The sequence below is a fragment of the Chryseobacterium joostei genome, from assembly GCF_003815775.1.
Classification (GTDB): Bacteria; Bacteroidota; Bacteroidia; order Flavobacteriales; family Weeksellaceae; genus Chryseobacterium; species Chryseobacterium joostei.
The window spans coordinates 4,654,993-4,671,496 of the sequence record NZ_CP033926.1 but is presented as its reverse complement, the minus strand read 5'-3'; the positions used below and the strand labels follow the sequence as shown (position 1 = coordinate 4,671,496).

The following is a 16,504-nucleotide window of genomic DNA, read 5'->3' as shown; positions in this document are numbered from 1 at the left end:
AACAATACAAACAGCAAACATCATTTTAAAAACTCACAAATTAAAACAATCTCAAACAATAAACGAAAACAACCAATACAAACAAATAATATGAAAATTTTCAATCAAAAACAATGTTTAATTATTAATAATTCCACTTATTTAATTATTTTATCATATATTTGATGAATTACAATTTTTAATATTTTACTAACCATTATGAAGAAACATTTACTTTTGGTTGGCACTTTAGCTATTTCTATGTTAAGTGCACAAAACAATGAGGGATTAAAAAGAGAGTTTGAAAAACAAAACAAAGAGAACAGCGCAAAGTTTGATTCTTATGTTGCAAAAAGATTCGGAAATGCGAGAAATGCTGAAACGCAAAAATTAATCACCGAACTTAGAGCGAACCTTGCTGGTTTCAGTGGTGATATTCCTAATTTCTATCAGGCTGACGATCAAAACCAAATCAAAAACAACAATGTTGATGCACTTACTACAGCCGGAGGAGTAAATGGTCTTACTACAGCATTTAATGGAGACGGAATAAAGTATACAATATTTGATGGAGGAAGAATTTACGCTGCTCACGAAGCATTTAATAACCTCCCAGCAAGAATCACAAACAAAGAGGCGGATACAAACATTCATAGCAGCCACGCAACAGGGGTAGCTAGTATTATTGGCGCAAAAAGCTCACCGTTAACAAGCAGAGATCAAAATGGTAATATTGTAGCGCAAGGAAATGCAATGGGCATTGCAATTAATTCAACAATGGATTCATATAGGTTTGCCCAAACAACATTACCTGGATCTACTACCCCAACAGATGTTTTCGCTAAAATATTAATTGCACAACCTAAAATTTCAAATCACTCATATGGTGTGAACCCAGGCTGGACATATGGAACAACATCTGCAGGTTATCCTGCCAATGCATGGTATTGGAATGGAAATTATATCTCAGGAAATAACTACGACCAAATGGGTACTTATAACCTAAATGATAAGCAATATGATGCGATTGTTTACAATAACCCATCTTATACAATTGTAAAATCAGCCGGTAATTACTATAATTATGGCCCGGGCTATCAAGGAACAACAACAACCAGCTACTATCAAACAGCTACAGGTTTTCAATTATATCCTGCCGGTGCTGCACCAGCAGCAAATTGTGCACAAGGATTCGACTGTATTGGATATGGTTCTTTAGCTAAAAATATCATCGTAGTGGGAGCAACGAATGTTATTACTACAAATAACTATAAATATACTGCAGCTACAGATGTAGTAAAAGCAGAATATAGTAATGCAGGACCTAGAGATGATGGAGGTATTAAACCAGATATTTCAGCTCCTGGAACAGACATATGGATGGCTTCAACTGCTGAAACAACAGCTGGTAGCTTATCATGGCAAATTAACAGTGGTACATCAATGGCAGCCCCTCAAGTTGCAGGAATTATCGGTCTTTGGTCACAAATCCATAAAACATTATTCAACAACGCAGAACTAAACGCTGCCGCTTCAAAAACTCTAATGGTTCATTCAGCACTTGAAGCAGGAAATGTAGGTCCAGATGTATGGTACGGATGGGGATTCATTGATGCTAAAAAAGGAGCAGAATTATTAGTAGGAAAATCTAACAATACTGTTATTTTCAACAATGAAACATTAACAAATGGCACAACCAATACCAAATTTGTTAAAGCAACTGGAGGTACTCCACTTAAGGTAACGATTTCTTGGATAGATCCAGAATTCACCAATATTACCAACATGTGGGATAATCTTTACAATAACAGAGTTTCAAGATTAATAAACGACTTGGATGTAAGAGTAACCGATTTAACTACCAATACAACAAACCTTCCTTGGAAGCTTAATGTTGAAAATCCAATGGCACTTGCTACAAAAGGAGATAACACGGTAGACAATGTAGAACAAGTTGTTATTGATAATCCAATAGCAGGTAGAACTTATAAAATTGAAATATCTCATAAAGGCACGTTATTAAACAATGCTGTTCCGGCTGCTGCTACTCCTCAAAACTACTCAATCATTGTAACAGGACATAACGAAGTATTAGGAACCAAGGAATCTGCTGCAAATGCCTTAAGCAACCTTGCTATTGCTCCTTCTATTACTAAAGATGTAACAAACATCCTACATGCTCCTAAAAAATCTACATTTAATGTGTATGACCTATCTGGCAAGAAATTACAGAGCGGAAATATCAACAGTGATAAAGAAGCAATTAACTTATCATCATATACAAAAGGTATTTACATCATTGAAGTAAAAACTGAAAAAGATGTTGTTACTAAAAAAGTGATTAAGGAATAATCCTATAGCACATAAAAAACCTAAACAGGCCATTGATCTCCTATCGATGGTCTGTTTTATTTACTATATAGCCTTATTTTTATCAATAAGTCTATTTACAGCTTAGATTCGGTGATTGGTGTATCAGCCATCAATTCAAACTCCATAATAGTAGATCCTTTAATTTCAATTATTCTATTTTATTCTAACCATCACATCCTTTATTTCACCAATAAAACACCAGGCAAACAAACAATTAATAAACAATGTATTACAAAAGAAAATTATCTCATCTGAACACAAAACAACAAAGAAATATCCGTGAAAAATAATTAACAAATAATCAGTAAATACATTAATTTCTTACAAAATACTAACAGTTGTTAGTATTTTGTTTTTTTATGTATATTTGCTTTCTATGGAAAATACACTTCACGAAAAAGTTTCTCAGGATATTTTACTTAAAGCGTACAATCACATGATGCTTGCCAAAGCTATGGCTGATATTTACGAAGAAAACAGAAATATCTGCAAATACGTTCATAGTACATCAAGAGGCCATGAAGCCATTCAGTTAGCAACCGCTTACCAATTAAAAAAAGAAGACTGGGTATCTCCTTACTACAGAGATGAAAGTATTCTTTTAGGAATTGGTTTTGAACCGTACCAACTTATGCTTCAATTATTGGCTAAAGCTGAAGATCCTTTTTCAGGAGGTAGATCTTATTATTCTCACCCATCCAGCAGAGATGAAAACAAGCCAAAGATCATCCACCAAAGTTCTGCAACAGGAATGCAGACTATTCCTACTACCGGTGTTGCACAGGGAATAAAATACATTCAGGAATTCAAACTTCAGAATTTTGAAAACAACCCTGTTGTAATCTGTAGCCTTGGTGATAATTCCGTAACAGAAGGAGAAGTAAGTGAAGCATTACAATTTGCAGCATTACATCAACTCCCTATTATATTTCTTGTTCAGGATAATGAATGGGGAATTTCAGTAACCAAAGAAGAAGCCAGAACCTGTGATGCCTATGATTTTGTAGCAGGATTTACAGGATTAAGCAGAATGAGAGTGGACGGAACTGATTTTGTAGAAAGTTTTGAAGCCATGAAAAAAGCGGTAGACTTTGTGAGAACAGAAAGAAAGCCCCTAGTTGTTTGTGCAAAAACTGTATTGATTGGCCACCACACTTCAGGAGTAAGAAGAGAATTCTATAGAGACGAGGAAGACTTAATTAAACATAGAGCGAAAGATCCGGGAGAAATTCTTAGAAAGCAATTGCTTGAAACAGGAACTGACGAAGATCTTTTAAAACAGATTACAAAGAAAGCGCGTCTTGAAGCTGAAGAAGCTTTTGAAAGAGCCAAAAATGCTGAAGACCCAAAACCAGATAGCGTAATGCAGCACATTTTCGCTCCTACTCCCATTACTGAGGAGGCCGGAACACGTGAACCTGCAAACGGAGAAAAGATTGTAATGGTAGACGCAGCCATCCATGCTATACAGGAATTGATGTGGAAGCATCCTGAAGCTATTCTATACGGACAGGATGTAGGAGAAAGAATCGGTGGAGTTTTCCGTGAAACCGTTACCTTGGGTAAAAAATTTGGAAGCAAAAGAGTTTTCAATACGGCAATTCAGGAAGCTTACATTATAGGTTCTACAGCAGGAATGAGTGCTGTAGGATTAAAGCCTATTGTTGAAGTTCAGTTTGCAGATTATATTTACCCGGGAATCAATCAGCTAATTACAGAAATTTCAAAATCAAGCTATTTAAGCCAGGGAAAATTCCCTGTAAGCAATATTATCCGTGTTCCAATTGGAGCATACGGCGGTGGAGGCCCTTATCATAGCGGAAGTGTGGAAAGCATTTTAGCCAATATAAAAGGGATCAAAATAGCCTACCCAAGCAACGCTGCAGACTTCAAGGGATTATTGAAAGCAGCTTACTACGATCCGAACCCCGTGATTATGCTTGAGCACAAAGGATTATACTGGAGCAAAGTTCCGGGAACCGAGGATGCTAAAACCATTGAACCTGCCGAAGATTATGTTCTTCCATTTGGAAAAGGAAAAGTAGTGATTGAAGCAGACAAAAACGAAACCGAAAAAGGAAGAACCTTATTAGTAGTTACCTACGGAATGGGAGTTTATTGGGCAAAAGAAGCCGTTAAGAATTTCAATGGACGAGTTGAAGTAATTGATTTAAGAACTTTAATTCCTTTGGATGAAGAACTTGTTTTTGAAAGAGTAAAAGTGCATGGTAAATGTATTGTTCTAACGGAAGAACAACTTAACAACTCCTTTGCAGAAGCTTTTGCACATAGAATCTCTAAGAACTGTTTCAAATATCTGGATGCTCCGGTAGAAACAATGGGATCTCTGGATGTACCCGCTGTTCCTATTAACCTGGTACTGGAAAAGGAAATGCTTCCAAATGCTGAAAAGCTTTCCAAGAAGATAGAAGAAATGCTACAATATTAAATTGATATCAATAAAAACCTCTAAAAATTTTTAGAGGTTTTTTTATGCATTTTTTTCACTACTTTTATTTAAGATTATTAATCTCAATCTTAAGCCATTATAACTAAAGAAAACTTGAAAAATCAATAGATACAGACATTATGGAATAAAGTTTGGTATTTATTTTGTCTCCACAGAAAAACACATCCCTCTTTATGATCACTACAAAATACGTCAACTATAAACAAGTTCTCAACCTATCCGGTTTACATCTTATCTTAATTTCTATATGGTGTACTCTAATTGCTATACTTTTCTATTTCTTCAATTGGCACTGGATGACTATTCCATGGGTTCCTGTAGCGTTGATAGGTACAGCAGAGGCATTCTTGGTAGGTTTCAAGAATAACCAGGCTTATGATAGACTTTGGGAAGCCCGAAAAATATGGGGCGGAATTGTAAATTCAAGTCGTTCATTTGCATCAATGGTGCAGGCTTTCGATACAAAAAATGAAGAAATAGGCATTTTTGATCTAGAAGACCGAAAAAGAAGGATCATCTATCGTCATATTGCATGGTTATATACCTTTCGTGAGCAGCTGTTAGTTCCTACAGAATGGGAGCATATCAGTACCGAAAACAAGTTTGGCAATATCAATTTGAGAAGAAACAGATTAATCAAAGCCGGGTTTCCGGATTACGGAAGGGCACCAATTTTCCTGCACAAATATCTTTCCGAAGAAGAATATGACAGAAAAAGTGAATATAAAAATTTTGCCACATATCTGATCTCTCAACAGGCAAAAGATATTAATGAACTTAAAAACATGAATGCCATTACAGATTTTAATCAGACACAGCTACAAAATTGTCTGAATGAGTTTTATGGTTTTCAGGGACAGGCAGAAAGAATTAAGAAGTTCCCTTCACCAAGACAATTTGCAAGTACAGCATTTGTCTTTAATATCCTTTTCATTACTTTACTTCCACTGGGATTGGTGAATGAATTTGCTAAATTAGGTGACTGGGGAATCTGGACCTCTATTCCTTTCTGTATCATCATTGGATGGATTTACATTATCATGGAACTCGTGGGAGATTATTCCGAGAACCCTTTTGCCGGATTAATGTTTGATGTTCCCATGCTTTCCATCTGTAGAACTATAGAGATTGATTTGCTTCAAATGACTGGAGAAACAGATCTACCTGATCCAATAGCTTCCAAAAATGGAGTACTGGTTTAAATGACGGGCAATAAATAGCAATTACTATTCATAGTTTTTACGTTCTTACAATACAATTGCCGTGGTATTCTTTACTTCGGAAATCATAAATGAGCTGTGCGTGCTTGCGATGTGTTGAAGCGTCGTAAGCTTTGTCAGCATAAAACTTCGGTAATCCTCTATATCCCTCACTCCTATTTTAAGGATATAATCATAATCTCCGCTTACATGGAAGCATTCTGTGACTTCCTGAAGATTCATGACTTCCTTTTCAAACTGCAGTACAAATTCTTTCTTGTGCTGTGTTAATTTCACATGGCATAAAACGATAAAGTTTCGCTTAACCTTATTCTTATCCAGCAACGCAACATATTTTGAAATGACACCGGCATTTTCCAGTTTCTTTATTCGCTCATAAATAGCGGTAACTGATAATCCAAGCTTACCGGAAAGCTCTTTGGTGGTTTGCTTACAGTCTTCCTGTAAAAAAAGCAGCAGTTTTTTATCCGTTTCGTCAAGTTCCATAGATAATTTTTTGGTAAAAATTTAATATTCCCGAATATACCCATTATATTTTCTAAATAAGCAATATTTTTCAGTTTTATATTCTATAAATTCAAATTTATGTTGTAACAATTAGGAAAATAACCCAAATTAGGCCAATAAAATAAAAACAACGCTCATGGAAAACTTTAACGCAGCCAACGAGATTCAGGATCTTCAGTATTTTGGCGAATTTGGAGGGGTAAATCCCTCTATTTCAGACAGCTCTACCTATACTTTCCTTTCCGCAAAGACTATGTTTGATACCTTTGAGGGAAATGCAGAAGGATGTTATCTTTACTCAAGACACTCATCTCCCATGAATCTTTACCTGGCACAAGCTTTGGCAAAGATGGAAAATACAGAGTCTGCCAACGTTACAGCATCCGGAATGGGAGCCATCACTTCCGTTTTAATGCAGGTATGCAAAAGTGGAGACCATATTATTTCAAGCAGAACCATTTATGGAGGAACCTATGCTTTTCTTAAAAACTTTTTACCTCAGTTTAATGTAGCAACTTCTTTTGTAGATATTAATAATTTTGATTCCATAGAAAATGCTATAACTCCCAATACAAAAGTAATCTATTGCGAAAGTGTAAGTAATCCGTTGCTTGAAGTTGCAGACCTTAGAAAGCTTTCTGAGATTTGTAAAAAGCATAATTTAAAACTGATTGTAGACAATACATTCTCACCTCTTTCCATCTCTCCGCAACTATTTGGAGCAGATATCGTTATTCATAGTCTGACAAAGTTCATCAATGGAAGCAGCGATACCGTGGGTGGTGTATATTGTGGAACACAGGCATTTATTGATGATACAAAAAACGTGAATTCCGGAGCTTGTATGCTTCTTGGCCCTACCATGGACAGCCTAAGGGCTTCAAGTATCCTGAAAAACCTGAGAACCCTTCATATCAGAATAAAGCAACACAGCCATAATGCCATGTACCTTGCTGAAAAATTTGAAAAGGATGGTTTAAAAGTTTCTTACCCAGGATTACCATCCCATAAAAATCATGAATTAATGAAAAGCATGATTGATGAAGAATACGGATTTGGAGGATTATTGACGCTGGATGCAGGAACTACAGAAAAGGCCAATGAACTAATGGAAATGATGCAGGAAGCCAACTTGGGATATCTGGCAGTAAGTCTTGGTTTTTATAAAACTTTATTCTCATGCTCAGGAAAATCTACCTCTTCTGAAATTCCCGAGGAAGAACGTGCTTCAATCGGTATCTCTGACGGATTAATCAGATTCTCTATCGGTTTGGATCACGATATTAAAAGAACCTATCATAAGATGAAAGAATGTATGCTGAAAGCAGGCGTTCTTAACCATGAAAACATTTCTATATCCTAAATTTATTGTAAAAAAAGGGCTGTCTCTATTCAGACAGCCCTTTTTATTTTCTATATGTAAATACAAACGTATAATTATTTTTTATGATAGTGATGCGGAAATGCCTCTTCAGGTTTCATTTTGAAAACATTTAAAAGAACCCATGACTTAAGGAAACCATAGCCATAGGAAAACATCTGAATATAGGTGGAAATTACTGCCATACCGGCAATACTTATGTTTTTAGTCAATAATAAGGCATGAAATAACACCAAAAAGGTATACAACCCATAAAATGCTAGGATAATCCCTCTTCCTAAAAAGAAATATTCAATAAATCCCATGATGTAACCCAACATAAATAAGGTAGGAAACGCGAAAGATATTTTCACATAATTAGGATGCCTCTGATTAAGAATCGGTCTGGCACAGCCAAACTGAAAAACCTGCTTGGAAAATTTACCAAAATCTACCCTACGCTTATGGTATACAGCAATGTCATCAAAAAAGGCAGTCGTAAACCCATTTTCCCAAAGCGTCATAGACAAATCAGGATCCTCTCCTATTCTCATCTCTGAAAAACCACCTACTTTCTCAAAAACAGCCTTTTTTACTCCCATATTAAAGCTTCTCGGCTGAAATTTTGAAACCGCCTTTTTATTTCCTCTGATGCCCCCTGTGGTAAATACAGAAGTCATAGAGTAAGAAATGGCTTTCTGCATCAGATTAAAGCCTTTATGAGCCTTATCTGCGCCTCCAAATGCATCACATGGAATGGTCAGTATATCGTTTTTAATATGTTCTATATAGTCTTTCTCTACAATTACATCACTGTCTACAAATACCAGCCATTCATTGGCTGCTCTTTTTGCCCCATAATTTCTCGAAAGCCCTGGTCCTGAATTATCTTTTCTGAAATACTTGATATCCAGACTTTCCTCGAAGTTCTTTATTGTAGGTTTCAAGTCTATCATAGAACCGTCATCCACAATAATGATCTCAAACTCTTTATCGGTCTGTTGGGTCAATGAGGTTAGCAACTCGAAAAGTTCATCCTTTCGGTTGTAAATGGCAACAATAATAGAAATCGTAGGTTTCAAATTGAAAATTTTTCAAAATTACTTATTCGCAGAAGAAACCGCAAACAGTTTAACAGGTTATTCGGAGAAATTAACTTTTATAAGTTTATATAAAAACTCCCGATTGAAAATAAACACACATTACCAGGGCAATAAAAAATACAATTACAGAACAGCTAAAAAGAAGCAGCTTGAAAACATTTTTAAAGTAATAAAGCTCCATTAAATTAAGAATAAAAAAAAACACTCCTGAAATTGCAAAACCAATTAATGAGGTTACAATTAAAGTTTGTACATAATTTTCTGCTGGCACTGGATCTTTAAAAGCAACTACAAAGAGAATGACAGACGCAAGAATAAATCTTGCGCTGACTTTCTCTGTAAAATATTTATCTTTTTGTTTACCTCTCTTACGGGCACGAGCTTCGGAATCTTTCACAGGTTGAGTTGCTACTGCAGAAAATGCATCCGCCGCCATTCCCAATGCTTCAAAAAAATTCCAGGACATAATTAAGACTTATCTTCTAATTTATGCACCTTTTTCGTTCCCTCATACATTTCATACTGTAAGAATCTTGTTTCCAGCTTTCCGTTGAAAAGCTTAATTTTTCTTGAAGGGCGTAAACCTATCTTCTTCACAGCCTCAAGGTCAGATGAAATTAACCATGCAAGAGTATTTGGATAGTGCGTTTTAAAGGTATCTCCTATCTTTTTGTAGAAATCATCATCATTAATGGAAATTCTCTCATCATATGGAGGATTAAATACCATCAATAGAGGGAAAAGTTCTTTTTTAGATTCAAAGAAATCTTGTTTTGTAATCTCGATAACATCTTCCATCTCTGCGGCTTCCACATTCATTCTCGCTGCATTCAGCATTCTTGAATCAATATCATACCCAACAATCTTTCCATCAAATTGTCTCACTCTATTAATTCTGAATTCTTTAATTTTTGAGAACAAATCTGCATCATAGTTTTTCCAGTTCTGGAATCCAAATCTTTTTCTGAAGATCTGAGCCGGAAGATCCATTGCAATCATTGCCGCTTCAATCAATAATGTACCGGAACCACACATTGGGTCCAGGAAGTTACCTTTCCCGTCCCAGCCGGCAAGCTGAAGCATTCCACTTGCAAGAACTTCATTAATTGGTGCTTCACCTTGTTCTCTTCTGTACCCTCTTTTAAACAATGCATCTCCTGAAGAATCCATAGAAATCATTACCAACTCCCTGTCAATATGAAGATGGAATTTAATATCCGGATTTTTGGTTTCTACATTGGGACGTCTTCTATGCTTTTCCTGAAAATAATCTACAATCGCATCTTTCATTTTCAAGGTTACAAACTGAGAATGCTTAAATGTTTCAGAATTTACAGTAGCATCAATAGAGAAAGACTGATCTACATCCATAAATTCATCCCACTCAAACTTGAACAATCTGTCATAGAACTGATGCTGATTAAATGCCTTAAACTGATGAATCGGCACCAAAATCTTCAATGCTGTTCTTGCAGAATAATTGATCTTATAAAGAAAGCCCAAATCTCCTTCGCAGTTTACCGCTCTATTTTTGATTTCAACATTTCTACCGCCCAATTTTTTGATTTCTTCCGCCAGAATCTGCTCCAGTCCGAAGAATGTTTTTATCTGTATTTGTAGATTTTCTATATCCATAAGTAATTAATTAAAAGATTTAAAGGATTAATAATTAAAAGATTAGCTATCCAACTTATTGACCAATTGAATTTTTCAATCTATTAATGTTGTAAAATACTTTGCTTTTAACCGCACAAATTTAGTTATTTTTGCATTATGGAATGGTTTGAATCTTGGTTTGATACCCCTTATTATCATTTGCTTTATAGCAACAGAGACTATACTGAAGCCGAAAACTTCATTACAAAACTTACTGCGGACCTACAGCTTCCGCCTCAATCCAAGATTATAGATCTTGCCTGTGGTAAAGGAAGACACTCTGTTTTCCTCAATAAATTAGGATATGATGTTTTGGGATTGGATCTTTCAAGACAAAGTATTGAATCCGATAAACAATTTGAAAATCAAACTTTAATCTTTGAGGTTCATGATATGCGAAATCCAATTGATGCAGATCCTATGGATGCTGTTTTCAATTTATTTACAAGTTTCGGATATTTTGACAATGAAAATGACGATAAAAAAGTTTTCCAGTCGGTTTACAACGCATTGAAACCCGGAGGATATTTTGTTTTGGATTATTTGAATGAAGAATATGTAAGAAATACTATGGTTCCTGAAACATTAGTTACCCGTGGTGATATAGATTTTAAAATTCTTAAAAAAATTGAAGGGAGGCATGTTATCAAGGACATTCGTTTTGAAACAGATGGTAAGCCTTTTCACTTTTTTGAAAAAGTAAAACTTCATACATTGGAAGCTATACATGCTTATGCTTCAGAATGTGGGTTTGAAAGAATAAAAATCTGGGGAGATTATCAGCTTAATGAATTTAATAAAGAAAGTTCCCCACGTTGCATCAATTTATTTAAGAAAAAATAATGATAACAGTACTTTTACTGATTTTAAGTGTAATTACAGGAGTATTTCTGGGGAAACATTTTGGTAAAAAAGAAAAACTGGCCAAAAATCTACTGATATTAAGTGCCGGATTCCTTATTACCATTTGTTTGAATGAGGTTTTTCCGCAGGTATACACTTCCACAGAAAACAGTAATCTTGGGATATTTGTCATTGCAGGAGTTCTTTTGCAAATGATTCTGGAAGCTTTAACCAAAGGTTTTGAGCATGGTCATTTTCATCATCATGGTGAACATAACATTCTTCCTATGGCCTTAATGGTAGGCCTTTTTATTCATGCCTTTATTGAAGGAATTCCTCTTGCCAATGAAGAACATGAATTATCTCCCTATCTTCTGGGAATTGTATTCCATAATCTACCTATTTCATTTATTCTGGGAGCATTTTTATTTAATAGAAAAGGAGAATCAAAAAGTTCATCATCTTATCCATCTCTCCTGATTGTTGCCCTTTTTGCATTAGCATCACCTATGGGGATGTTATTGGGGAATTATTTTAATCCTGATCTTCAGCCTTATTTCCTGGCGATTGTAGGAGGAATTTTCCTTCATATATCATCAGTAATCATTTTTGAGAGCAATAAAAACCATAATATTGACTGGCTTAAAATAGGACTCGTAGTTTTAGGAGTTTCACTGGCATTGCTTATGCATATTTTCCATCATCATCCTAGTCCTGTTCATCATCATTAAACTTATTTTCACCCATAAAAAAGCTCCGAATTTTTCAATTCGGAGCTTTTTATTTTTACTATTCTTCAAGTGATATGAAAATTAGAATTTCCAACCAAGTGTAAGGAAGAAATTATTTTTGCTATTTTTAACACTGCTTACCGCATAAGCATCATTTTCATAGATAGAATTTGAATTGGTTGAATAATAAGCACTATCATAATCGTTTCCAATAAGCCCCCTCATAGATGGACTGTTATATTTTGAAGTTATATTCTGATAGGATGCATCAATATAGAACGATTTGAAATCATATCCGATACCGAAAGAAACTAAATTTCTGTCACTTAGCATAAGATTACTATAAGACTGATCTCCTATGTTACCAGCATTATCAAATCTTGTAATGGTAAGCGCATCAACAGGATTGGATAAATAAGAATAACCTCCTCTCAGTCTTAATTGCTGTACTCTATATTCAGCTCCTACTCTAACTTCTGACATGTTTTTATAGTTGTCTTTAAAGAAAGAATTCAAATCTCTTTCTATGATACTATATACTTTATAATCAGGCTTTGTAAGACCCAATGTATAATCTACATTCAATGAGAAGTTTTTACTGGCTACAAATGCTGCACTCACTGTTGCCTTAAGCGGAGATGTAAATTTTCTATTTTCGGTTCCAACACCATTTCCATAATTGGGATTATTATAGAAGCTAAAATCACGGTCTATGCTCCAGAATGTAGGTGTTTCAAGGGAAGCTCCTAATCTGAAATTAGGACTTAACTTTCCAATCACCCCTACAGAAGCTGAAAATCCGGAAGCTCTCTCCCAGTAAGGACTATCCTGCTTATTAAAAACGTCAATATTATTATTTTTAGCCATTTGGAATGCCAGCTGATCATACTGATCTACTGAGGCATTGAAAAAATTTAACCCTGCTCCTATGTATAAACTATGATTATAATTTGCTCCAACACCGAAACTCATCTTTGATAAATTTCCAGCTCTTGAATATTGATGCCCAGATAATGTTGCTATTCCATCCGGTAATGTTGCTTTAATATTTACATTTCCTGGAGACTCTACTACATTATCAAGAGATTGGTTGGAAAAATTAACCCCAATATTAATAAACTTCCATGCAGACTTGCTCATTAATGGAAAAGCTATTACTCCACCTACATTTCCTAAATCCCCTCTCGTTTTACTATAATCTATTGTAGAACCACCTAAGGAAGTACTGTTCTTATTACCTGCAATAGATAAAGTTGCAGAAACCTCTCCTGAAATAGCAACTCCTAAACCAGCCGGATTAGTAAGCAGTGAACTTGCATCACCTCCTAGTGCTCCATTAGCTCCTGCCATTGCATTAAACTTAGCAGACCCTACCATAGGATTACTTGAATAAACATCTACAGTATTCCTTATTAATGAAACATCTTGAGCCTGCGCAAAAAATGCTGCAGAAATACTCATTAATACTAAAGATTTTTTTAACATTATTTTTTTAATAGTTTTTATGAAGTTGAATATTATCTGAAGCCACCGGATCTAAATCCACCACCTCCACCGGATGAACCACCTCTAAAGCTTCCACCGCCAGATGAACCACCGGATCTGAAACCACCACTGGAATTATTAAATCCGCCATTATTGTTTCTAAAGCCTCCGGAATCACCTGATCTGAAACCACCATTGTTATATCTTGGCTGTTGTTGAGGAGCCGAATTACGGAATCCTCCTGAATCTGAATTTCTGAAACCTCCATTTGAATTTCCGCTTCTAAATCCGCCAGAATTTCCATTTCTGAATCCACCAGAGCTTTCGTTTCTAAATCCACCGGAATTCTGATTTCTGAAACCACCACTAGAGCTATTTCTAAATCCATTATTATTTCTGGCAGTATTTGTTCTGTAGACAGCATTACTCATACCTGAACCACTTCCACTATTACCACTTCTCATATAAATTCTATTATAACCTCCTCCGTAACCCCATGAGTTACCATAATATCCGCCCCAGAATGGATCATAGTAACCACCCCAGTAAGGAGAATATCCGTAGCCCCAGTATGGACTTCCCCATCCGATAGAGCCACCCCAGCCCCAGCCGAATGATCCGCCCCAACCCCAGGACATGCTTCCACCCCAGCCCCAGCCGCGGTTAAAGCCCCAATATGGGCTATAGCCTCCGTACCAGCCCCAAGGAGATCCCCACCCCCATGAATTATCATAGTAATTAGTTTGGGAACCTGCATACATTCCCCAATCAGAGTCTGTAGCATTGGATGTCCAATTGGCATTGGTACCACTCCATTCGTTATATTTATTCTGCTGTTCTCTTGAATTCGTCTGTGCATTTTGAATCACGTTGGAATCCTGATAGTAGTCATAATATTCGCCTACTCTATTTTCGCTACCATTAATGATAACTCCTTCTGGCAGCGTATCCTTATTAGGGTCATAATATACCCCGTCCGTCTCGCTATACCCTCCCATCTGAGCACCACAAGACATAAGCAATAACCCGCCTGATATTGCCAAGACCCCTTTGGATTTTAGCAGACCAAGCAAATTTTTATGTATATTTCTTTTCATGATAACGTAAAAATTTTTAATTTAAATTATATTTGCAATCAGTACCAAAAATGTACCAAATACTGATTAAAAAATCTATCAAAAATAGATTTTTATTTTTAGATAACAATAATGTGCAAAAGTTAAAAAAATTTTAAAAGATAATGGCAAAATTAACCTCAAGAAGCGAAGATTACAGCAAATGGTATAATGAGCTGGTTGTAAAAGCTGATTTAGCTGAAAATTCAGGAGTACGTGGATGTATGGTAATCAAACCATATGGCTACGCAATCTGGGAAAAAATGCGTGATGAAATGGATAGAAAATTCAAGGAGACAGGTCACGTGAACGCATACTTCCCGCTTTTTGTGCCCAAGAGCTTATTTGAGGCTGAAGAAAAGAATGCAGAAGGTTTTGCAAAAGAATGTGCTGTAGTAACTCACTACAGATTAAAAACAGATCCAAACAATCCTTCAAAACTTATTGTAGATCCAGATGCAAAGCTGGAAGAAGAACTGATCGTTCGTCCTACTTCAGAAGCAATTATCTGGAATACCTACAAAAACTGGATCCAGTCTTACAGAGATTTACCAATACTTATTAACCAGTGGGCAAATGTTGTACGTTGGGAAATGAGAACCCGTTTATTCCTTAGAACAGCAGAATTCTTATGGCAGGAAGGTCATACTGCTCACGCCACAAAAGACGAAGCTGTAGAAGAAGCTGAAAAAATGAACAAAGTATATGCAGATTTTGCAGAAAACTTTATGGCAATGCCTGTTATTCAAGGATTGAAAACACCTTCTGAAAGATTTGCAGGAGCAGATGAAACCTATTGCATCGAAGCATTAATGCAAGATGGAAAAGCACTTCAGGCCGGAACTTCTCACTTCTTAGGTCAGAATTTCGCTAAAGCATTTGACGTAAAATTCACCAATAAGGAAGGAAAAATAGAACATGCATGGGCCACTTCATGGGGAACTTCAACCCGTCTTATGGGAGCTTTAATCATGACGCACTCTGATGACTTCGGATTGGTATTGCCTCCAACTTTGGCACCTATTCAGGTAGTAATTGTTCCTATCTTTAAAGGAGAAGAGCAATTGGAACAGATTAGCGAAGTTGCTTTGGATATTCAAGCTAAGCTAAAAGCTAAGGGTATTTCTGTGAAATTCGACAACGATACACAGAACAAACCCGGATGGAAGTTTGCAGAGTACGAGTTGAAAGGTGTACCGGTAAGAATTGCAATGGGACCAAGAGATCTGGAAAACAAATCTGTTGAAATTGCAAGAAGAGACAATCTTACTAAGGAAGTTCGTTCTATCGATGGATTGGATACTTATATTGAAGAGTTATTAAAGACTATTCAGGAAGATCTTTACAACAAAGCACTGAATTTCAGACAGGACAACCTTACAAAAGTTGATACTTATGAAGAATTCAAAAAGATTTTAGAAGAAAAAGGAGGTTTCATCTACGCTCATTGGGATGGTACTGCTGAAGAAGAAGAGCAAATTAAGGACGAAACCAAGGCTACAATCAGATGTATTCCTTTGGATGATGATATAGAAGAAGGTATTTCGCTGATTTCAGGAAAACCTTCTAAGAGACGTGTGTTATTCGCAAAAGCATATTAACAATTTTAACGATTTAAAAAAAAATCGTTAAAATTTAAAGAAATATTCAAAAAAAAATGAC

The 16,504-nt window shown here is 35.8% G+C and carries 13 protein-coding genes; 7 read left to right on the top strand and 6 right to left on the bottom strand.

Annotated features, from left to right (window positions below):
- The first annotated feature begins 198 nt into the window (after window positions 1-198).
- The 3 genes from EG359_RS21355 (at window position 199) to EG359_RS21345 (ending at window position 6,024) form a co-directional block, all read left to right on the top strand.
- Window positions 199-2,331 (top strand): S8 family peptidase, encoded by a 2,133-nt coding sequence (locus EG359_RS21355; protein ID WP_076353824.1) that lies wholly within the window; start codon window positions 199-201, stop codon window positions 2,329-2,331.
- 397 nt (window positions 2,332-2,728) lie between these two features.
- Entirely contained in the window at window positions 2,729-4,801 is a 2,073-nt protein-coding gene (locus tag EG359_RS21350) for an alpha-ketoacid dehydrogenase subunit alpha/beta (protein ID WP_076353822.1), read from the top strand.
- Window positions 4,802-4,995: 194 nt separating this feature from the next.
- Window positions 4,996-6,024, top strand: coding sequence for a bestrophin family protein (locus tag EG359_RS21345; protein ID WP_076353820.1), 1,029 nt, complete (start codon window positions 4,996-4,998; stop codon window positions 6,022-6,024).
- Between the two features lie 45 nt (window positions 6,025-6,069).
- Here EG359_RS21345 and EG359_RS21340 read toward each other — a convergent pair whose 3' ends face one another.
- Window positions 6,070-6,528, bottom strand: a complete 459-nt coding sequence (locus EG359_RS21340; protein ID WP_076353818.1) for an Lrp/AsnC family transcriptional regulator — start codon at window positions 6,526-6,528, stop codon at window positions 6,070-6,072.
- A 157-nt stretch (window positions 6,529-6,685) separates the two neighbouring features.
- Between EG359_RS21340 and EG359_RS21335 the strand changes: the two genes are divergently transcribed.
- Entirely contained in the window at window positions 6,686-7,912 is a 1,227-nt protein-coding gene (locus EG359_RS21335; protein WP_076353816.1) for an aminotransferase class I/II-fold pyridoxal phosphate-dependent enzyme, read from the top strand.
- Between the two features lie 74 nt (window positions 7,913-7,986).
- Here the strand turns inward: EG359_RS21335 and EG359_RS21330 are convergent, their stop codons facing one another.
- From EG359_RS21330 to EG359_RS21320, 3 genes are all read right to left on the bottom strand, one after another.
- Window positions 7,987-8,991: a glycosyltransferase gene (locus EG359_RS21330; protein ID WP_076353814.1), complete on the bottom strand. Its 1,005-nt coding sequence runs from the start codon at window positions 8,989-8,991 to the stop codon at window positions 7,987-7,989.
- An 85-nt stretch (window positions 8,992-9,076) separates the two neighbouring features.
- Complete coding sequence (locus tag EG359_RS21325) at window positions 9,077-9,478, bottom strand: hypothetical protein (RefSeq protein ID WP_076353812.1); 402 nt, start codon at window positions 9,476-9,478, stop codon at window positions 9,077-9,079.
- A 2-nt stretch (window positions 9,479-9,480) separates the two neighbouring features.
- On the bottom strand, window positions 9,481-10,647 hold the full coding sequence (locus EG359_RS21320; protein ID WP_076353810.1) for a THUMP domain-containing class I SAM-dependent RNA methyltransferase: 1,167 nt from the start codon (window positions 10,645-10,647) through the stop codon (window positions 9,481-9,483).
- Window positions 10,648-10,785: 138 nt separating this feature from the next.
- On the opposite strand from EG359_RS21320, the gene EG359_RS21315 reads away from it, so the two are divergent.
- Window positions 10,786-11,511: a class I SAM-dependent DNA methyltransferase gene (locus EG359_RS21315; RefSeq protein ID WP_076353808.1), complete on the top strand. Its 726-nt coding sequence runs from the start codon at window positions 10,786-10,788 to the stop codon at window positions 11,509-11,511.
- A 2-nt stretch (window positions 11,512-11,513) separates the two neighbouring features.
- Window positions 11,514-12,242, top strand: a complete 729-nt coding sequence (locus EG359_RS21310) for a ZIP family metal transporter (protein ID WP_076354369.1) — start codon at window positions 11,514-11,516, stop codon at window positions 12,240-12,242.
- Between the two features lie 81 nt (window positions 12,243-12,323).
- Here the strand turns inward: EG359_RS21310 and EG359_RS21305 are convergent, their stop codons facing one another.
- Both EG359_RS21305 and EG359_RS21300 read right to left on the bottom strand, forming a co-directional pair.
- Window positions 12,324-13,703, bottom strand: a complete 1,380-nt coding sequence (locus tag EG359_RS21305; protein WP_228435033.1) for an OmpP1/FadL family transporter — start codon at window positions 13,701-13,703, stop codon at window positions 12,324-12,326.
- A 56-nt stretch (window positions 13,704-13,759) separates the two neighbouring features.
- On the bottom strand, window positions 13,760-14,824 hold the full coding sequence (locus EG359_RS21300) for a prolyl-tRNA synthetase (protein WP_076353804.1): 1,065 nt from the start codon (window positions 14,822-14,824) through the stop codon (window positions 13,760-13,762).
- Window positions 14,825-14,967: 143 nt separating this feature from the next.
- On the opposite strand from EG359_RS21300, the gene proS reads away from it, so the two are divergent.
- Window positions 14,968-16,443: a proline--tRNA ligase gene (gene proS / locus EG359_RS21295; RefSeq protein ID WP_076353802.1), complete on the top strand. Its 1,476-nt coding sequence runs from the start codon at window positions 14,968-14,970 to the stop codon at window positions 16,441-16,443.
- The last annotated feature ends 61 nt before the right edge of the window (window positions 16,444-16,504 follow it).